Raw genomic sequence first — 19,098 nt, forward strand, 5'->3', positions numbered from 1 at the left:
TTTGGGTGGGGGGTGCGCGATCCGCAGGTGCAGGCGCGCAGGACAGCGCGGAAAAACCTGCAGCGGATGCGGGCGCGCCACATGGGCGCGAAAGATCACCGAAAGCGGACAGCCCTATCTCGAGCCGGCGAAAAAGGCGCCGGCTACCCCCGAACGCCCGTGGGGCAGCTGGGTCGAGATCGTGATGGACATGGGAAAAAGTATACGCCCGCGCAACAGCTGCCCGTCGAGACGTGGTCAGTCGCGCAGCAGGCTCCGCAACGGTGTCCATCCGATGGGAAGCGGGCCGCGGATATCTGCACGCAGGCGGTCAGCCTCGGCGGACCAGCCCTGGGCGGCTCTCGCGCCGCGCTCGCCGACCGCCCCGCGGGCCACCCGGAAGCCAACGTCTTCCAGCACCGCATCCGGTGCACTGCCTCGGCGCACCGATGCCCGGCAGCTCCAGGGCTTGTCGTCCCAGCCGCCGCCGCGCAAGCTGCGGTAGCCGCCGTATCGGGCGGTGTCGGCGTAGTCCCAGCACCATTCCCAGGCGTTGCCGATCATGTCGAACAGGCCAAAGCCGTTGGGCCGCTTGAGCCCGACCTCTTGCGGGCCGTCGAGTCCGTCGGCCGAGGTCCAGGCGATTTCCGCCAACGGCCCATGCGTCGGAGTGCTCGTTCCGGCGCGGGCGGCAAACTCCCATTCGGCTTCCGTGGGGAGCCGGTATCCCTCGGCGGCCACGTTCCAGATGACGGTATCGGCGCCGAAGGTGTAGGAGGGCTCGAGCCCCGCCGCGAGGGATGCGGCGTTGCACCAGTGCACCGCATCAAACCAGGTCACCGGATGCATCGGAATATTCGCTCCCGGCCGGCGTATCGGGTCCGTCCCCTGGACTTGCGCCCATTGGTCGCAGGTGACATGCGTGTTGCCGAGTTCGAAGGGGCGCAAATGCACCTCGCGAACCGCCTCGGAGCGCGCGTCGCGCATGCGAAAGCTTCCGGACGGGATCGAGGCCAGAGGAATCTCCACGATTCGATCATGCCCCGAGACCGGGGGAGCAGGGTAGCGGCCGGTCGCAGATGACCCCATCGGGTTGGAACGGGAAGGTTCGCGCCCGCACATCATCCAATGGACGCACCGCTGGGGAAGTGGCGCTCCGTGCAACGATGCTGTAGACCGGAGACATGTTCATCCGGCAACTCGAGTACATGGTCGCCCTCGCACGCGAGCGGCACTTCGTTCGCGCCGCCCAATCCTGCTCGGTCTCCCAGCCCGCGCTCTCGGAGGGGATCCGGAAGCTGGAAAAAGAACTGGATGTTCCCCTCATCCGCCGGGGCAACAAATTCGAGGGCCTGACCGCCGAGGGGCAGGAACTCGTCACCTGGGCGCGGAGGATCCTCGCGGACCGGGACGCCATGAACGACGAGATCGCCGCCATGCGCACCGGGGTCTCCGGCCAGCTGCGCTTCGGCTCCGTTCCCACCGCCTCGATCGCGGTGTCGCTGTTGAACGCACCGTTCTGCGGGCTCCATCCCCAAGCCACCGTCCAGGTGGTCTCCGACCTGACCTCCGGGGACGTCCTGGGCAAGCTGCGGTCCTTCGAGATCGATGCCGGCATCACCTACATCCAGGATCCGGTGCCGGAGGAATTCCGCGTGCTTCCGCTGTACCTGGAACGCCATGTGCTGCTGACCACCCGGGGTGCCGTGACGGCGTCCTCCGCGACCTGGGCGCAGGCGGCGGCCCTGCCGCTGTGCCTGCTGACCCCGAGCATGCAGGGCCGGCGGCGCATCGACGAGGTCTTTGCCGAGGTGGGGGCCGCTCCCGCGCCCCGGCTCGAAACCGACTCCGTGGCCTCGCTCTTCGCGCACGTGCAGACGGGCTCGTGGTCGACCATCGTGCCCTCGGCCTGGCTGCATGTCTTCGGGGTTCCGGCCAATCTGCAGGCCGTGCCGTTGGTTTCTCCCCAGCGCTCCGTGCCGGTCGGGTTGGTGACCCTGGCCCGTGACCCCGCTCCGGTGTTGGTCCGCGCCTTGCTGTCCGTGGCGGAATCGACCGATCTCACGTTCCTGGAGCACCTCCCGGCCGAACGGTCACGATAACCAACGGCTATAAGATCATTGCCGTTGCCTCTTTGACGCCTATGGCCGAAGCCGCGCACAGTTGACCCCGGGGCGCGGCGCCCCCAAGGTGCGGGAGGCGCAATGGCAGAGACGGTCGAAGCACGGGGAACCGAACCACGTGGCGTGAGTGCCGCCTTCAGGGCGCTGGATTCCCGCGCGCTCCTGGCCATGGGCCCGGCGCAGGGCGACCGGCTGGCCGCCTGGCGCGTGGCGCTGGGGGTTGCCGTCCCCTCGCTCGCACTGCTGGCAATCGGCCGGCCGGACCTGGTCATCTACGCCGTCTTCGGGGCTTTCGCCGGCATATACGGCAGGAACGAGCCGCATCAGCTGCGGGTCATCCACCAGGGACAGGCCGCGGTGCTTCTCGTGGGCGGGACCGTGCTCGGCATCGGACTGGCAGCGGCGCACGTCGGTCCGTGGACGCTGGTGGCGCTCGAGGCCCTGGTCGCGGGCGTGGTCTCAATGGTTGCCGACAAGTACAGGCTCAAGCCCGGCGGCCCCTTCTTCTGCATCTTTGCCTTGGGCGCCTGCGCCTCGGTTCCGCTTGCGGTGCCGTGGTGGTGCGCCGGGCTCATTTGCCTCGGTTCGGCACTTTTCGCGGTGCTTGTCGGGTTCGCCGGTTGGATGGGGTCGCGGAGCTGGGTGACCGGCGCCGTCCGCCCGGTGGTGCCGGCCATCTCGCCGGCGATCCTCGTCCACGCCCTGCGCTACCTCCTGGCTGTGGGCACCGCCGGGGCCGCGGGTATCCTGCTGGGGATCGGGCACCCGTACTGGGCCATGGCCGCCGGCGCGGTTCCGCTGGCCGCCGAGACCCTCGGGGCGCGCATCGTCCGCGGCATCCACCGCGTGCTCGGAACGCTGGCCGGGGTCGGTGTGACCGCACTGATCCTGCTGCCGCAGCCCCCCATCATGGTCCTGGGGCTGGCGGTGGTCGTGCTGCAGTTCCCCTCGGAGCTGTTCATGACCCGCCATTACGGGCTGGCGCTGGTCTTCTTCACGCCGCTGATCCTGGTGATGACGTACCTGGCCTCCCCGATGGATCCCGGCATTCTCATGGCCGACAGGGCCGTGGAGACGGTGATCGGTGCCACGGCCGGGGTGCTGGTTGCCGTGTGCATCCGCGAGCCCCGGCCGGCCGGACCCGTGGTGCGCTGAACCGGTTTGCCGGAACCGCACCGCGGGAGCGGACTACCGGCGAAGTACCGGGCCACGGTTGCCCAGGATCCCGGTCAGGGCGGTCCGGGCGGACTCGAGCGCGCCGGAGGGATCCGGACCGGCGGCAATCAACACCAGGCCGGGATGCACCGGGGCGGGACGGCCATCGGCGCGCGGGAGAACCTCCACCCGGCCGGCGGCCAGCTGCACCTCGTTCCAGCGCCCGTCGCCTCCCTGCAGCGTGCCCTTGGCGCGCACCAGTTCGTGCGCCTGCCCTTCCAGCGCCCGCACCACGGCAGCCACATCGAGGGGTCCGGGCGCGGCCAGGGTGCAGCTGGCGTGGGAATCGGCATGGGCGTCGGAACCTCCCGCGGGGCCCCGCGTTTCTTGCTCCGGCGGCGCAGCGACGGCGAATGCCCGGGCGGCGGTTCGTTCCGGGTGGACCCGGTCCTGCTCCAGCACCCTGGCTTGCGGGGCCGCCGCCGCGCAGGCATCCAGCGCGGCACCGATTTCCGCGGAGATGGCCAGGTCCGTCTTGGTCAGCAGCACCACCTCGGCGGCGGCCAACTGCCGGGCCACGGTGTCCCCGACGTATTCATCGCGCAGCAGCCGCACCACATCGGTGGCATCGGCGCAGACCAGCACCGGCCCGGGGGAGAAACCGGGGTAGCTGCGCCAGGTGGCCAGCTCTCCGGGGTTCCCCACGCCGCTGACTTCGCAGAGCACGTTGTCCAGGTCGGTGCGTGCGGCAAGCGCGGTCATGGTGCGGGCCACGTCGTCGCCGAGCTGGCAGCAGATGCAGCCGTTGGTCAGCTCGATGGTGTCGTCGTCGGCCGAGGCGATCAGGTCCGCGTCGATGTTCACCGACCCGAAGTCGTTGACCACCACCGCGGTGCGCCCGGGCAGGGCCCCGGCCAGCAGTACGTTCACCAGCGTGGTCTTGCCGGACCCCAGGTACCCGCCGATGATGCCCAGCCGTGCGCTCACCGGGTGCCGGCCCGCGCGGGGGCCGGGACGTTGCTGGTGTGGTGCCGCCCGCCCACCACGGTGCCGTACACGTGGATGGTGCCGATTTCCTCCGCCGGAACCTCCAGCGGGTCCTGGGACAGCACGGCCATGTCGGCGAACTTCCCGGCCTCCAGCGAACCGATCTCGTGGTCCATCTTGAGCATGTAGGCCCCGCCCAGGGTCACCGCCTCCAGCGCCTGTTGCGCGCTGATGCGCTCGGCCTCGCCCATCACGCGTCCGGAAACCGTCAATCGGGTGACCGCGTGCTTCATGGTGTGTAGCGGACCCAGCGGGGTGACGGGGGTGTCGGAGTGCAGCGAGATCGGCACCCCGTGGCGCAGCGCGGTGGCAGCCGCGTTCATCCGGCGGGCGCGGTCCGGGCCCACGGTGATGTCCATGTGCTGGTCGCCCCACGCCCAGATGTGGTTGGCGAAGATGTTGGCGCAGGCCCCCAGGGTTGCCATGCGCTTGTATTGGGCGGTGGTGCTCATCTGCGAGTGGGTGCAGGTGTGCCGGTGGTCCGGGCGCGGATGCGCGGTCAGGATGGCTTCGAGGGTGTCCAGGAACAGCTGGGTGGTCTGGTCGCCGTTGCAGTGCACGTGCACCAGCACCCCCGCGGAGTGGAAGGCCTCGAAGGCCTCGCGGAATTCCTCGGGGCTCACGGCCCAGATGCCGTTGGGCTCATCGCCTTAGTAGCCGGGCTCCAGCAGCCGGGCGGTGAAGCCCTGGATGGAGCCATCCAGCATGAGCTTGACGTTGCCGAAGCGCAGCTTGTCGGTGGACAGGGCCCGAAGCTTGACCAGGCGCTGCGCGGCCTCGGCAAGTGAGAGCCCGACCTTTCCGACCCCGACCCCGAAGTGGAAGACATTCAGCCGCGCCGGGAATTCTTCCCCCACATGCGTGCGGAAGAACCCAACCCCGGCATCCTCCATCAGCAGCCGCGATCCCAGGTCCGTCAGCGTGGTGGTTCCGGTGTTCACCCCGTCCTGGCCAAAGGCGGCAAGCGCCTCCGGGTTGACGCTCAGCAGCGAGGCTCCCTCGACCAGGGGCGCGGCCAGCGCCATGGCGGCAAATTCCAGCAGCACCCCGGTGGGCTGCCCCGACTCGTCCTTGGAAACGCCGGTGACCGTGGTTCCCGCATCGATGCCGCAGGCCCGCAGCCCGGCGGAGTTGATGGTGACCACGTGCCCGCTGGAGTGGGTGATGTGCACGGGCCGGGTTCCCGAGACCCTGTCGAGCTCGGCGGCACCGAAGCGCTCGCCGGGGAAGTAGATCGGGTCCAGCCCCCAGGCCCGCAATGGGGCACCGGGGTCACCGAGTTCGGCCTCGGCGGCGGAAAGCCGCGCGATCACGTCTTCGATGCTGCGGCACCCGGGCCAACGCCGTCCATCCGGCGCGATCCGGTCGACAAGCCCCACATAGGTGCTGGTCCAGACGTTGCCGGAACCCGCATGGCTATGTGCCTCGACGAAGCCGGGCACCAGCACCGCATCGGCGTACCGCTCATCAAGCACCGCGCCGGTGTAGCCCATGAGCTCGGCCACGCTGCCGACGGCCCGGATCCGGGTCCCGCGCACCGCCACGGCCTGTGCGGTCGGATTGGCGGGGTCCAGGGTGCGGACCAGGCGGGCGGGGTAGACGATGGTGGGTTCCATGGGGGAGGGCGCCTTTCGTTTGGTGTTGGCGATCAGGATAGCGGAACGTCCTTGGATGGCGCCCGCGACCCGGACGGCCCCTGCCGCCTGCTCCGCGTGGCGGCAGGGGCCGTCCGGTTGCCCGTGCCGCCAGCATGGGCGGAATGATCCGGGCGTTCGATGCAGCACTTCTCCGTGTCCGGGTAACCGCGGGAGGCAAATGCGCAGCGCGTAACAAAGGCGATGGCGTCCATTCCCGAACGGGAATAGACGCCATCGCCATGGGTTCTAGCTGGGCAGGAGCTAGGAGATCTCGACCTTGACGTCTGCCTTGGTGATCGGCCAGCCGGTGACGACCTTCGGACGCGGGGTCGCGTAGGTGCGCACCTTGGAGGTGCTCAGTCCCAGGCGCACCAGCGATTCGGCGATGGTCACCGCGGCGCGCACGCCGTCGACGATCGGCACGCCGGTCGCCTCGGCGACCTTGGCCTCGAGCTCCGCCATGCCGCCGCAGCCGAGCACGATGACCTCGGCCTTGTCGATCTCCACTGCCTGGCGCGACTGCTCCACGATGGCAGCGACCGCGCGCTCCGGATCGGACTCGAGCTCGAGCACGCCCAGTCCGCTGGCGCGGACCGAGGCGCAGCGGTCGGTGAGCCCGGCCAGCTTCAGCCGGTCCTCGATCAGCGGCACCGTGCGGTCCAGCGTGGTGACCACGGAGTACTTGTGGCCCAGGAACTGTGCGGTGGAGGCCGCTGCCTCGGTGATGTCCACGACCGGGACGTCGAGCAGTTCCTGCAGGCCCTCGCGGCCGTGTTCGCCGTAGCCGGCCTGGATGACCGCGTCGTACGGCTCGGTGTAGTTCACGACCTTGTCCATCACGGCGATCGCCGCGAGGTAGCTCTCGAAGTTCCCCTCGCAGGAATCTGCTCCGAAGTTGGGCGTCAGCTCGATGATCTCGGTGCCCGGGGAGGCCGCCGAGCGGGCCGAGTCGCCGATCGAGCGGGTCATGGACGCCGTGGTGTTGACGTTGAGGACCAGAATTCGCATGGGGGAATGCTCCTGTGTAGCGGTGGATCTGAAGGGGGCAGGTGCCCTAGTGGGTGGGGGCGACTGCCCTAGTGGGTGGGGGCGACGGCGATTTCCTCGCCGCTGACATCCTCGTGCACCTGGCCGCGCTTGGCAATTGCCAGGTAGACGATGGCGCCGAGGCCGGAGCCGATGAACCAGGCGAAGGCCGAGACGGCATGCAGCGCCGGGTTGAAGGCCAGGATCAGGGCCGCGACGGCCGAGACGCCCAGGGCGATGATGGCGCGGACGTTCACGCCGCGGGTGAAGTAGTACGTGCCCTCGGGGTTGGCCCGGTAGAGGTCCGGGATGTTGATCTTGGAGCGGCGCATGATCCAGTAGTCGGCCATGATGATGCCGAACAGCGGGCCGAGCAGTGCGCCGAGGCCGCCGAGGAAGTAGGTGATGACCGCGGGGGAGTTGTAGAGGTTCCACGGCAGGATCAGCAGGCCGATGACACCGGAGATGATGCCGGCGCGGCGGAAGTTCAGGTGCTTCGGGAAGAGGTTCGTCAGCGCGTAGATCGGGGCGACGAAGTTGGCCATCAGGTTCACCGCGATGGTGAGGATCAGCAGCGCGGCGGAGGCAGCCAGCAGCAGGAAGGTGTTCGGGATGGCTTCGACGACATCCGAGGGGCTGTCGATGATGGTGCCGTCGATCTTGAACTGCGCACCGGTCAGGACCACGACGATCAGGCCGAAGAGCAGCATGTTCAGCGGGATGCCCCAGAAGTTGCCGCGCACGATCGAGCCCTTGGACTTGGCGCTGCGGGTGAAGTCGCAGAAGTTCAGCACGAAGGTGGCGTAGATGGAGACCCACAGGGCGCCGCCGCCGAGGATTCCGACCCACATGTCGACACCGGTCTTGGTGTCTCCGGTTGACCAGGCGATCGAGCCGCCTGCCTGGATGAACATCCACACGGCAAGTGCGCCCATGGTGACAAGGATGACCGGGCCCGCGAAGGCCTCGTACTTGCGGATCATTTCCATGCCGTAGCTGACGATGACCAGCTGCAGTGCCCACAGGGCCACGAAGCAGATCCATCCGAGGGTGGACAGCCCCAGGAAGAGGTTGTCGTTCAGGGCGGACGCCCCGGGGGCCACAGCCAGGACCATGACCACCAGGACCACGGAGGCCAGGTAGGTCTGGATGCCGAACCAGGCGATGGCGACGCCGCCACGGAGCAGCGCCGGAATCTGTGCCCCGCGGATGCCGAAGGCAATGCGGCTCATGACCGGGAACGGTACGCCGGTCTTTTCTCCCATGAAGCCGGAGAAGTTCAGCAGACCGAATAGCAGCAGTGCGCCGAAGCCCAGGGCCACCAGGATCTGCCAGCCACCCAGACCGAGGGCGAAGAGCCCGATCGCAAACGCATAGTTGCCGAGGGAGTGGACGTCGTTGGCCCACAGCGTGAAGATGCTGTAGCTGGACCAGGTCCGGCCGGCCTTCGTGGTGGGAGCGAGGTCGCTGTTGTAGAGCGAGGCGCTAAGTCCATGGGGGTTCAACTCGTGCAGTTCTGTCGACGGCACGCTTGGTACGGACGACGCTGTGCGCACATCTGGATGGGTCATGACTGGTCGTACCTTTCACCACAGGGGGTGTGACGGGGATTACTGCGTTGAACGATAATGACACGGTTCCACGTAAAAGAAAAGAGTTTTCGCCTGATGGAAACATTATGGAATTGCTCGCGATGGGAATATGAGGCATTCCCGCCCATGTCGGATGTCGAAAAGCATCAGGTGCACGGCGGTTGGAAAGGGTTTTGGCGTGAGGCACTTCTTGACAGTGACTCAGGCCACTCGGTAGAGTTCTCATCAAGCAATAAACATATTTCACAATATGGAAGTTGGAACCATGAAGGAGTCGAAGATGGCCTACACCGTCAACTGTTCAATCCTGCTCACCGAGCTGCCCCTCCTGGAGCGTGCCGCTGCGGCGAAGGCTGCGGGCTTTGACAGCGTTGAATTCTGGTGGCCTTTTGCCACCGCGGTTCCCTCCGACTCCGAGGTCGATGCCTTCATCGCCTCGATCAAGGACGCGGGCGTCACTCTCGAGGGCCTGAACTTCTTTGCCGGGGACATGCCGGCCGGTGACCGCGGCCTGGTTTCCTGGGTCGGACGCGAATCCGAGTTCCTGGCCAACATCGATGTCGTCGCCGGAATCGGCGAAGCGACCGGCTGCAAGGGCTTCAACGCCCTGTACGGCAACCGCCAGCCGGGCATCGACGGCCAGGCGCAGGACAAGCTGGCCATCGAGAACCTTCTCGCGGCCGCCAAGGGCGTCGAGCGCATCGGCGGAACGGTGTTGCTCGAACCGATCTCCGGTTCCGAGGCCTACCCGCTGAAGACCTCGGCCGACGCGTTCTTCGTCCTGGACAAGGTCCACGCCGCCGGCGCCCCCAACGTGAAGCTGCTGGCCGACTTCTACCACCTGGCAGTCAACGGCGATGACGTCGCCGCACTGATCGAGGGCCACGCCCACGAATTCGGCCACGTCCAGATCGCCGATGACCCGGGACGCGGTGCGCCGGGCACCGGCACCCTCCCGCTGGGTGAATGGGTCACCCGTTCCCGCGACCTCGGCTACGCCGGCGGCGTCGCCCTGGAATACAAGGCCGCCCACGCGCAGGCCTTCACCTGGCTCATCCGCCAGTCCGCCTAACCCGCAACCCACACCCTTCCGGGCCGCCAGCGCCCAAGCCACCAGCACACACAAGTTTTCAGGAGCACGGCATGTCGAACACGCAAAAAATCGCATTCATCGGCCTGGGCATCATGGGTCTGCCCATGGCCATCAACCTGGCCAAGGCAGGCTTCGAGGTCACCGGCTACAACCGCAGCCCGGAAAAGACCGCGGAACTGGTGGCCGCCGGCGGCAAGGGCGCGGGCTCCATCCCGGAGGCCGTGGCAGGCGCCGATGTCGTGATCACCATGGTCCCGGACTCCGCGGACGTCGAAGCAGTGGTCACCGGCGAGGCGGGCGTCTTCGCCAACGCCAAGGCCGGCGCCCTGTGGATCGACAATTCCTCCATCCGCCCGGACGTGGCCGCCCGCCTGGCCGACGAGGCCCGCGCCGCCGGAATCCGCCCGCTTGACGCCCCGGTCTCCGGCGGCGAGGCCGGCGCCATTGGCGGCGTCCTGTCGATCATGGTCGGCGGCGAGCCGGCGGACTTCGCCGATGCCGAGGCCGTCTTCAACGCCGTGGGCAAGACCATCGTGCTGGTCGGCCCGGCCGGATCCGGACAGACCGTCAAGGCAGCCAACCAGCTGATCGTGGCCGCCAACATCCAGGCGCTCTCCGAGGCCGTGGTCTTCCTCGAGGCCTACGGCGTCGACACCGACGCCGCACTGAAGGTCCTCGGCGGCGGCCTGGCCGGCTCCAAGGTCCTGGACCAGAAGGGCCAGAAGATCCTTGACCGGTCCTTCGAGCCCGGCTTCCGCCTGGCCCTGCACCACAAGGACATGGGCATCGTGACCTCCGCTGCCCGCGAGGCAGGCGTGGTGCTTCCGCTCGGTGCACTCGTGGCCCAGCTCGTGGCCTCCACCGTGGCCAGCGGCGACGGCGCCCTTGACCACTCCGGACTCTTCCGCGGCGTACAACGCCTCAGCGGTTCCGCAGACGTGCCGGCCGAACCAGTGGCCGCCAACTAGCCCCACGCACCGACGGCGCCCGACCGCTTCCCATGCGGGAAAGGCGCCGCCCACACCACTCGGACCGCCGCGCAGCATTCGCCGCGCGCCGACGGCCCAACCAAACTTCACACCCTCCCTGCCGCCAGGCCCTGCCGGCGACCGGGATTGATACAAGGAGCAGTGCAACATGGCAACAATGCGCGTCGTTGATGCAATTGTCTTGATTTTGGAAAAGGAAGGCGCCACCGAGGCCTTCGGCCTGCCCGGAGCGGCGATCAACCCGCTGTACTCGGCCATGCAGCGCCGCGGCACCATCCGCCACACTTTGGCCCGCCACGTCGAGGGTGCCAGCCACATGGCCGACGGCTACTCGCGTGCCACCGGCAAGATCGGGTTGTGCCTGGGCACCTCCGGCCCGGCCGGCACCGACATGATCACCGGCCTCTACGCCGCGATCGCCGATAGCATTCCGATGCTCTGCATCACCGGACAGGCGCCGACCGACAAGCTGCACAAGGAAGACTTCCAGGCCGTGGACATCGAGTCCATCGCCAAGCCGGTCACCAAGTTCGCCGCCACCGTCCTGGAGCCGGGATTGATCCCGGGCTACTTCGCCAAGGCCTTCCAGATCATGCGCTCGGCACGCCCCGGCCCGGTCCTGCTGGATTTGCCGATCAACGTGCAGATGGCGCAGATCGAATTCGACATCGACGCCTACGAGCCGTTGGTCCCGGACAAGCCGGCAGCCACCCGCGGCCAGGCCGAGAAGGTCCTGGACCTGCTGGTCGCCGCCAAGCACCCGATGATCATTGCCGGCGGCGGCGTCATCAACGCCAACGCCTCGGACAAGCTCGTCGAGCTGGCCGAGCTGCTGAACATCCCGGTCTCCCCGACCCTGATGGGCTGGGGCACCATCCCGGATGACCACCGCCTGCAGTCGGGCATGGTCGGCATCCAGACCCACACCCGCTACGGCAACGTCTCCTTCCTGGCCTCCGACTTCGTGCTGGGCCTGGGCAACCGCTGGGCCAACCGCCACACCGGCGGCCTGGACACGTACCGCAAGGGCCGCAAGTTCGTGCACATCGACATCGAGGGCACCCAGATCGGGCGGGTCTTCTCGCCGGATTTGGGCATCATCTCGGACGCCGGTGCGGCGATCGACCAGCTGCTGGCCGCCGCCCGCGACCGCAAGGCCGCAGGCACCCTGCCGGACTACTCGGCGTGGGCCGATCAGTGCACCGCCCGCAAGGCCACGCTGCACCGCAAGACGAACTTCGACAACGTGCCGATCAAGCCGCAGCGCGTGTACCAGGAAATGAACGCCGCCTTCGGCAAGGACACCACCTACGTGTCCACCATCGGCCTGTCCCAGATCGCCGGCGCGCAGATGCTGCACGTCTACGGCCCGCGCCAGTGGATCAACGCCGGCCAGGCCGGCCCGCTGGGCTGGACCGGTCCCGCTGCCCTGGGCGTGGTGCGCGGCAAGCCGAACTCCACCGTCGTTGCGCTCTCGGGCGACTACGACTTCCAGTTCATGCTCGAGGAGCTGGCAGTCGGCGCGCAGTTCAAGCTGCCGTACATCCACGTCGTGGTCAACAACTCCTACCTGGGCCTGATCCGCCAGTCCCAGCGCCCCTTCGAGATGGATTACCACGTCTCGCTGGGCTTCGAGAACATCAACTCCCCGGAGACCAACGGCTACGGCGTTGACCACGTCAAGGTCGCCGAGGGCCTGGGCTGCAAGGCCGTGCGCGTGGAGGATCCCTCCAAGCTGGCCGAGGGCTTCGCCGAGGCCGGACGACTGGCCGCCGAGTTCCAGGTACCCGTCGTCGTCGAGGTCATCCTGGAGCGTGTGACAAACATTGCCATGGGTGCTGAACTGGATGCAGTGAACGAATTCGAGGACCTGGCCGACGCAGCAGCGGACGCGCCGACGGCATTGGCCCCGCTGGAATCATCGCACGGCGTCCACGTCGGCGCATCGGTTTAGTCAACAAGGGGTAGGGAAGGGCATCTCATGCTGATCGTTGTGGCACCGGACAAGTTCAAGGGAACTCTCACGGGCGCGGAAGTTGCCGCCTCGATCAGTGCCGGGGTGCGCCAGGCGCTGCCGCAGGCGCGCACCCTCACGGTGCCCGTAGCGGACGGCGGCGAGGGAACCCTCGCCGCCGCCCTGGAATGCGGCTTCGTGCAGCACCATGCACAGGTCTCCGGTCCCACCGGGCAGAGCGTGCGTGCGGCCTGGGGCCTGAAGGGACACACCGCCATCGTGGAGATGGCCGAGGCCTCGGGCCTCGACCGTCTGGCGGGCGGGGCCCGGGACGCCCTGGGTGCCACCAGCCTGGGAACCGGCCAGCTGATTGCCGCGGCGCTGGATGCCGGGGCCACAGAGATCATCCTGGGCGTCGGCGGCAGTGCCTGCACCGACGGCGGGGCCGGCATGCTCCAGGGGCTCGGCGCGAGGCTGCTTGATGCGGCGGGCAACGAGGTTGCCCGCGGCGGCGGACCGCTGGGAACCCTGCACCGGGTGGACCTCTCGGGGCTCGATCCGCGGATCGGGGCCACCAGCTTCACGCTGGCTGCCGACGTGGAGAACCCGCTGACCGGAGCCAACGGCGCGGCCTTCGTCTTCGGCCCGCAAAAGGGCGCGAGCGACGAACAGGTCATCGAGCTTGACGCCGCGCTGGGCCGCTTCGCGCGGGCCCTGGGTGCCGAGCTCGGCGGGCAGCGCATCTCCGGCATTGCGGCGTCCCCGGGTGCCGGGGCCGCCGGCGGCGTGGGCTTCGCCGCGCTGGCGGTGCTGGGTGCCACCCGGCGCCGCGGCATCGACGTGGTGCTGGAACTGACCGGACTGGAGGCCGCGCTCGAGGGCGCCGTCGCGGTGTTCACCGGCGAGGGCAGCCTGGACACCCAGTCGCTGGAGGGCAAGACGCCGGTGGGCGTGGCCCAACTGGCAGCCGCCCACGGCATTCCCGTCTACGCAATCTGTGGACGCAACCAACTTTCCACCGAGCAGGCAACATCCGCGGGCTTCACCGCGGTACGATCGCTGCTCGAGCTGGAACCAGATGTTGCCCGTTGCATGAGTGAGGGTGGATCCCTTGTGCAACGGGCGGCAACCCTCTTGGCCTTCGAATTCCTGGCCGCCAACGCGGCCAACGCCTAGGGCCGGGCTATTCTTTCCCCAACCACCATTTTCAAACGCACGAGATGTAAGGATGCGATCATGGGCAACACCGAGCTCACCGAGTCAGGCACGCCGTCACCGGAAGCAAACACAGGCACCGACTTTGATCTGGTGATCCGCGGCGAGCAGATCGTCACCGGCGCCGGCACGGTCGCGCGCGAAATCGGGGTCCGCGACGGCAAGATCGTCGCCATCGAGCCCCTGGGCAACAACCTCACCGGCACCACCGTCATCGAGCTGTCAGCCGAGCAGGTACTGATCCCGGGACTGGTCGACACCCACGTGCACATCAACGAGCCCGGCCGCACCGAGTGGGAGGGCTTCGAGTCCGCCACCAAGGCCGCCGCCGCCGGAGGCGTGACCACCGTGGTGGACATGCCGCTGAACTCCATCCCGCCGACCGTCAACGTCGCCGCGCTGGAACTCAAGCAGGCAGCAGCGCGCCCCAAGGCATTCGTCGACGTCGGATTCTGGGGCGGCGCCATCCCGGGCAACAAGACCGACCTGCGCGAGCTGCACGACGCCGGCGTCTTCGGCTTCAAGTGCTTCCTGCTCCACTCGGGCGTCGAGGAGTTCCCGTACCTCGAACCGGACGAGATGGAAGAGGACATGACCGAGATCGTGTCCTTCGACTCGATGATGCTGGTGCACGCTGAGGACTCCCGGGCCATCGACCGCGCCCCGAACGCCGAGGGCGACCACTACGACCGCTTCCTGGCCTCCCGCCCGCGCGGCGCCGAGAACGTGGCGGTGGCCGAGGTCATCGAGCGCGCCCGCTGGACCGGGGCCCGCGCCCACATCCTGCACCTGTCCTCCTCCGACGCGCTGCCGATGATCGAATCGGCCAAGCGCGACGGCGTGAAGCTGACCGTGGAGACCTGCCCGCACTACCTCACGCTGCTGGCCGAGGAGATCCCCAACGGCGCCACCGCGTTCAAGTGCTGCCCGCCGATCCGCGAGGCCTCCAACCGCGAACTGCTCTGGAAGGGCCTGCAGGACGGGATCATCGACTGCATCGTCTCGGACCACTCGCCCTCCACCATCGATCTGAAGGACGTCGAAAACGGCGACTTTGGCGTGGCCTGGGGCGGGGTTGCCTCGCTGCAGCTGGGCCTGGCGCTGATCTGGACCGAGGCCAAGCGCCGCGGCATCAAGCTCGAGACCGTGCTGAACTGGATGTCCAAGCGCCCGGCGGAAATCGCCGGCCTGCACCACAAGGGCGCCATCGCGCTGGGCAACGACGCCGACTTCGCGTTCTTCGGGCCGGATGACAGCTTCGTGGTCGACGTGAACAAGCTGCACCACAAGAACCCGATCTCCCCGTACCAGGGCAAGGTCCTGGCCGGCAAGGTCAGCCGCACCTTCGTGCGCGGCGTCGAGGTCGACTTCAAGACCCCGCACGGCAAGCTGATCCGCCGCGGCGAGGCCTAAGCACCCGCCGCCACATCCTTCCGGGCCGCCCCGGCTTCCCCCGGTTTTTCCAGCGCTCTCTTTGGTCAGTGAACACGTTGGAGGAACACGGTGGTGCCGAGGCGGCCCGGTACTTTAACCCTTGACCGGCTTGTCGATCGCTTTATCCAAGTGCTTGAATATATGCTTGCATGGCGCGGGCTTGCCCCGCGCATCGCGCCACAACGAGGTGGTGCACGATTCTTGATCCCGGTAGCGGCCAGGGAGCCGCTTGGCACCGGGCCGCCAAAGGCGGGATGAAGGCAGGGAGGGGACGGCAATGAACTGGAAGCAGGCGAACTTCCTGGGGATGGGGCTCTCGGCGGCGCTGACGGCGCTCATCCTGGCCGTCATCGTCTCCAACGGAGCCGGGGGACTGCACGAGTTCCGCCTGGTCAACACGTTGCTGCTGGTGGTCTTCAGCTTCGTCGTGCTCGCCGCGGTGTTCAGCGCACTGGGAGCGAAGTTCCTCGGATTCTCCTCCTGCCGCAATTGCATGCTGGCCGTGGGCCTGGCCTGGGTTCTCTCGGTCCCGGTATCCGCCTGGATCAACATGGGCGGAGCCACCGCGGAGGCCTTCGAGGTCCTCCCCGGCGACTGGGGCTGGGCGCTGCTGCCCGCACTGCTCTACGCAGGATCCATCGCCGGCCTGCAACTGGCCAACCGGCGCCGCGAAAAGCACTTAGCATCCTCCTGAACCGCCTTCCAACGTGAGGAATGAAGCGTTTCCGTCCATCCGCGCCCCGAACCGCATAGCATATGGAGCACGCGCGCTGACATCGAGGGAACGGGGACAAGTGCCGAAATCGAAGCAATCCGGGATTACCCGCCTGGACCTGGTGCGGGTCTCCAAATTCCTGGGCAAGATCACCGACCAATGGAACAACTGGTTTGCGGGCGCCGGCCAGGGGCCCGAGGCTGAAGCCCGCGAAACCCTGAAACTGGTACGCGTGGTGTTTGATGCCTTCGACGCGGGCCCAGAACAGATATCTGCCACGCGGTTCACGCTCCGCGATCTCCACGCGGCCCTCGCAACGGCGGCAGCGCGGGCAGGCCTGGACATGCCGCCCTTCCTCGAGGCCTTCGCGAAGTACCTGGAATTCCTGGGAACCAATAAGCTGTGGACGGGAACCCCCGAGAACCACCGATCCATGGTCGGTGCACTCGATGACATGCTCACCCTGCTCCACCAGGACGTTTCCTTCGTCATTCCCGCACTGCCCGTCGATGAGGAACTTGCCGCCTACGAGCGGCTGGACATTTTTGGGCACCTGCGTCCGTTGCTTGAATGGATCGGGGCGGGCAAGGGTGTCACCGCCACCGGGGCGCTGCGGCGCAACGACATCGAAGGCGCCGCCGCAAGCGTCGGGATTGCCGCCCGTGGTGCCGCACGCAGCGGATCGTGGCACCCGATGCTCATCATGGCCCGCTCAATGGACGATGTCCCGGTGCTGGCCGACGCCTGGAATCTGCTGCGGTCCGCGCGGCTGGTTCACGTGGTATCCGGGATGGTGCACCCCAACCCGGACGGGAAGCTCCTGCTGCGGGGAAACCCGGAAGAGAAACTGGGGGTATACCGCAGGGTGGTCTCCGGTTTCCTGCGCCCGTGGCTCGCCGACCGGCTGGGGATCCGGCGGCTGCGCGAACCGGCCACCCAGATCCTGGCGACGGTGTTCATCAAGGCCGCGATGGGCCAGCCACTGAGGATCGACGAGCTCCCGGCCCTCATCACGGCCTATCCCCAGCTCGCGGACGAAGAAGCCGGCATTGACCTGCGAGACATGCTCGGGGCCTCGATCCGGGCAGCACTTGCCGAACTGGCCCTGTTCGGGCTTCTGGAAATTGACACGCATTACAGGATCCCGCCGGTCTTCATTCGGGCCTACGCCGGGGCCTTCGCGGCCGACTACGGCATCGAGGTCCGATATCCGGACGGCGAAACCGGACCCGCGGCCACGGCGGCCCCCGCGGCCCGCGAATACCGCCTGAAAATCTCGCTGGTGGGGGCGAGGCCGCCGATCTGGCGCCGAATCCTGGTGCCTTCGGACGTGACCCTGGCGGACCTGCACCAACTCATCCAGGCCGCCTTCGGCTGGGATGGATCGCACCCGCACGACTTCCGCACCGGCGGTCGCTACGGAAGAAACATCGGCAAGGACCCCTACGACGACGATCCCTATGCGGACTCCTACAACCTCGACGAAGCCGAGGTCCCGCTGGACCGGTTCCTGGTGATTGCCGGCGACAGGCTTTCATACATCTATGACTTCGGAGACAACTGGGAGCACCTGATCGTCCTGGAGGCCATTGCGGAGCCCGGACCAGGCCGGCCGGAACCGTTCTGCATCGGGGGCCGCGGAGCAAACGCCCTCGATGACTGCGGCGGCGTGTGGGGGTGGGCGGAACTGGTCGAGATCGTCAACGACACGCTGGCACCGGACCACCAGCAAATGCGCCGCTGGGCGGGACTGCGGCCCGGCGAGGTCCTGGACCCGAAGGAATTCAACGCGGAAAACGTGAACGCGGCGCTGAGCGGCCTGCACGTGTAGCTGCCGGGGAGCCCAGGCGGTGACGCGGCGGGCGGGCTTGCCACCCAAAATCCGCTTCCCGTAGCGTTGAGGCGGACAGATATCGAGCAGAGGATCCGCAAGGGAACATGGCCAAGAAGAGCAAGGGACGCAGCTCCAAGAAGAGCCCCGCAAAAAAGTCCACGGGACACCCGGGGCGCACCCGGCCCACGAGCTGGTTGGGCAACCTGGAACTTTCCGGGGTGGCGAACCCGCTCAAACGAATGGCGCCGCAATGGCACGCTTGGTTTGCGCGCACCCAGGGGCCGGGTTCCGCAGGCGAATCCGGCGACGCACTGGCCTCGGCGACGATCCTGCTGGCGGCCCTGGCCAGGAGCACCGGCAACCTGTCGGTCACCGCCTACACCGCCGATGCATTGGGCAAGACCCTGGGGCAGATGGGCCAGGTCGTTGAGGAGGTCGACCTCCCGGTCGCGATCGAGGTCGCCGCGCTCTACACCGATTTCCTGCACGAAACCGGGAACTGGAGCGGAAGCGACCAGGAGTACGCCGCGGTGCTCGCCCTGCTGGACAGGCTGCAGGGGCAGGATGCCCCGATTGGCAGGACGCCCAAGGTGCTCTCGGCGAAGGACGACCTGGCTGCACTGGAGGACATCGCGGCCATCAAGCATGCCCATGCCCTGCTCGGCTGGGTGGGGCAGGGAGTGCAGGCCACCGGGACCGGGGCCATCCGCCTGCGGGACATCTCCCCGGCCGCGGCCCTTCTCGGGGTGCAGGCCCGCGTCCTGGTCGCGGGCGAAGAAAAGGACTACGGCCACCTGGCCACCTGGTCCGAACCCGATATCCACGAGGTGCGTTCCATGCGCGAGGTTCCGGTGCTGGGCCAAATGTGGCAGTCCATGCTGGACACCGGAATCCTTGAAGCGCGATCGACCAAGGTCGTCCCGGGCCCTGCCTGCGAGACCTTTTCCGGGGGCACCGCCCAAGCGCAACTGGAGATATATCGCCTGTTCCTGGCCACGTTGCTGACGTCGTGGCTCAAGGATCTTTCCGGGCGGCTGCTGGTGGGCAATTTCCTGGCCACGGCCCTCACCGGGGTGCTGGCCGATGCGCTGGCCGGCCGCCCCCGGGCAACAGGCACGATTGCGGCGGCCTCGCTGATCGGAGGCGTGCTCATGCGCGAGTTGCGGTTCCTTGAGACGCTCGGCCTGATCGTGATTGATGCGCACCTGTGGGTCCCGTCCGAATTGGTCCGGCCGCACGCCCAAGCGCTGGCCGCCGACTCCGAAGCACGCCTGGCCGCGGCCGATTCGGTCTGAGCGGCCACCG

General features: G+C 67.8%; 16 protein-coding genes. 10 read left to right on the forward strand and 6 right to left on the reverse strand.

Going from position 1 to position 19,098, the window contains the following annotated elements; all coding sequences use genetic code 11:
• Positions 1-237: 237 nt before the first annotated feature.
• The gene (locus JOF46_RS03330; protein ID WP_425355077.1) at positions 238-1,011 is read right to left on the reverse strand and encodes a formylglycine-generating enzyme family protein; all 774 of its coding nucleotides are present in this window, start codon (positions 1,009-1,011) and stop codon (positions 238-240) included.
• Positions 1,012-1,163: 152 nt separating this feature from the next.
• Here JOF46_RS03330 and JOF46_RS03335 point away from each other — a divergent pair, with 152 nt between their 5' ends.
• A complete protein-coding gene (locus JOF46_RS03335) occupies positions 1,164-2,081 on the forward strand; it encodes a LysR family transcriptional regulator (RefSeq protein ID WP_209906017.1) in 918 nt (305 codons plus the stop codon).
• 102 nt (positions 2,082-2,183) lie between these two features.
• Positions 2,184-3,257 carry an FUSC family protein gene (locus JOF46_RS03340; RefSeq protein ID WP_209906018.1) on the forward strand — a complete coding sequence of 358 codons (1,074 nt, stop codon included), beginning with the start codon at positions 2,184-2,186 and terminating at the stop codon, positions 3,255-3,257.
• Between the two features lie 33 nt (positions 3,258-3,290).
• Here the strand turns inward: JOF46_RS03340 and JOF46_RS03345 are convergent, their stop codons facing one another.
• The 5 genes from JOF46_RS03345 to JOF46_RS03360 form a co-directional block, all read right to left on the reverse strand.
• Positions 3,291-4,244 carry a CobW family GTP-binding protein gene (locus tag JOF46_RS03345; RefSeq protein ID WP_209906019.1) on the reverse strand — a complete coding sequence of 318 codons (954 nt, stop codon included), beginning with the start codon at positions 4,242-4,244 and terminating at the stop codon, positions 3,291-3,293.
• Positions 4,241-4,936 (reverse strand): amidohydrolase, encoded by a 696-nt coding sequence (locus JOF46_RS22105; protein WP_342592536.1) that lies wholly within the window; start codon positions 4,934-4,936, stop codon positions 4,241-4,243. Before JOF46_RS22105 ends, JOF46_RS03345 begins: the two co-directional genes overlap by 4 nt.
• Positions 4,937-4,954: 18 nt before the next feature.
• A complete protein-coding gene (locus JOF46_RS22110; RefSeq protein WP_245347983.1) occupies positions 4,955-5,920 on the reverse strand; it encodes an amidohydrolase family protein in 966 nt (321 codons plus the stop codon).
• Between the two features lie 282 nt (positions 5,921-6,202).
• Positions 6,203-6,949, reverse strand: coding sequence for an aspartate/glutamate racemase family protein (locus JOF46_RS03355; protein ID WP_113764289.1), 747 nt, complete (start codon positions 6,947-6,949; stop codon positions 6,203-6,205).
• A gap of 68 nt (positions 6,950-7,017) precedes the next feature.
• The gene (locus JOF46_RS03360) at positions 7,018-8,538 is read right to left on the reverse strand and encodes an NCS1 family nucleobase:cation symporter-1 (protein WP_209906020.1); all 1,521 of its coding nucleotides are present in this window, start codon (positions 8,536-8,538) and stop codon (positions 7,018-7,020) included.
• A gap of 301 nt (positions 8,539-8,839) precedes the next feature.
• Between JOF46_RS03360 and JOF46_RS03365 the strand changes: the two genes are divergently transcribed.
• From JOF46_RS03365 to JOF46_RS03400, 8 genes are all read left to right on the forward strand, one after another.
• Positions 8,840-9,631: a hydroxypyruvate isomerase family protein gene (locus tag JOF46_RS03365; protein ID WP_209911483.1), complete on the forward strand. Its 792-nt coding sequence runs from the start codon at positions 8,840-8,842 to the stop codon at positions 9,629-9,631.
• A gap of 71 nt (positions 9,632-9,702) precedes the next feature.
• Complete coding sequence (locus JOF46_RS03370) at positions 9,703-10,620, forward strand: 2-hydroxy-3-oxopropionate reductase (protein WP_209906021.1); 918 nt, start codon at positions 9,703-9,705, stop codon at positions 10,618-10,620.
• A 169-nt stretch (positions 10,621-10,789) separates the two neighbouring features.
• A complete protein-coding gene (gene gcl / locus JOF46_RS03375) occupies positions 10,790-12,595 on the forward strand; it encodes a glyoxylate carboligase (protein ID WP_209906022.1) in 1,806 nt (601 codons plus the stop codon).
• Positions 12,596-12,622: 27 nt separating this feature from the next.
• Positions 12,623-13,771 carry a glycerate kinase gene (locus JOF46_RS03380; protein WP_209906023.1) on the forward strand — a complete coding sequence of 383 codons (1,149 nt, stop codon included), beginning with the start codon at positions 12,623-12,625 and terminating at the stop codon, positions 13,769-13,771.
• Between the two features lie 60 nt (positions 13,772-13,831).
• The gene (gene allB / locus JOF46_RS03385; protein WP_245347984.1) at positions 13,832-15,223 is read left to right on the forward strand and encodes an allantoinase AllB; all 1,392 of its coding nucleotides are present in this window, start codon (positions 13,832-13,834) and stop codon (positions 15,221-15,223) included.
• Positions 15,224-15,521: 298 nt separating this feature from the next.
• Positions 15,522-15,938 (forward strand): hypothetical protein, encoded by a 417-nt coding sequence (locus tag JOF46_RS03390; protein WP_209906024.1) that lies wholly within the window; start codon positions 15,522-15,524, stop codon positions 15,936-15,938.
• Positions 15,939-16,038: 100 nt separating this feature from the next.
• On the forward strand, positions 16,039-17,790 hold the full coding sequence (locus JOF46_RS22660; RefSeq protein WP_209906025.1) for a plasmid pRiA4b ORF-3 family protein: 1,752 nt from the start codon (positions 16,039-16,041) through the stop codon (positions 17,788-17,790).
• A gap of 107 nt (positions 17,791-17,897) precedes the next feature.
• Positions 17,898-19,088, forward strand: a complete 1,191-nt coding sequence (locus JOF46_RS03400; RefSeq protein ID WP_209906026.1) for a hypothetical protein — start codon at positions 17,898-17,900, stop codon at positions 19,086-19,088.
• The last annotated feature ends 10 nt before the right edge of the window (positions 19,089-19,098 follow it).

Source organism: Paeniglutamicibacter psychrophenolicus (genome assembly GCF_017876575.1).
Classification (GTDB): domain Bacteria; phylum Actinomycetota; class Actinomycetes; order Actinomycetales; family Micrococcaceae; genus Paeniglutamicibacter; species Paeniglutamicibacter psychrophenolicus.

Bases quoted from the DNA above. Each gene is read 5' to 3' on its own strand.
- JOF46_RS03335 (WP_209906017.1), top strand. From the start codon at position 1,164: ATGTTCATCCGGCAACTCGAGTACATGGTCGCCCTCGCACGCGAGCGG.
- JOF46_RS03340 (WP_209906018.1), top strand. From the start codon at position 2,184: ATGGCAGAGACGGTCGAAGCACGGGGAACCGAACCACGTGGCGTGAGT.
- JOF46_RS22110 (WP_245347983.1), bottom strand. From the start codon at position 5,920: ATGGAACCCACCATCGTCTACCCCGCCCGCCTGGTCCGCACCCTGGAC.
- JOF46_RS03355 (WP_113764289.1), bottom strand. From the start codon at position 6,949: ATGCGAATTCTGGTCCTCAACGTCAACACCACGGCGTCCATGACCCGC.
- JOF46_RS03360 (WP_209906020.1), bottom strand. From the start codon at position 8,538: ATGACCCATCCAGATGTGCGCACAGCGTCGTCCGTACCAAGCGTGCCG.
- JOF46_RS03365 (WP_209911483.1), top strand. From the start codon at position 8,840: ATGGCCTACACCGTCAACTGTTCAATCCTGCTCACCGAGCTGCCCCTC.
- JOF46_RS03370 (WP_209906021.1), top strand. From the start codon at position 9,703: ATGTCGAACACGCAAAAAATCGCATTCATCGGCCTGGGCATCATGGGT.
- gcl (WP_209906022.1), top strand. From the start codon at position 10,790: ATGGCAACAATGCGCGTCGTTGATGCAATTGTCTTGATTTTGGAAAAG.
- JOF46_RS03380 (WP_209906023.1), top strand. From the start codon at position 12,623: ATGCTGATCGTTGTGGCACCGGACAAGTTCAAGGGAACTCTCACGGGC.
- allB (WP_245347984.1), top strand. From the start codon at position 13,832: ATGGGCAACACCGAGCTCACCGAGTCAGGCACGCCGTCACCGGAAGCA.
- JOF46_RS03390 (WP_209906024.1), top strand. From the start codon at position 15,522: ATGAACTGGAAGCAGGCGAACTTCCTGGGGATGGGGCTCTCGGCGGCG.
- JOF46_RS03400 (WP_209906026.1), top strand. From the start codon at position 17,898: ATGGCCAAGAAGAGCAAGGGACGCAGCTCCAAGAAGAGCCCCGCAAAA.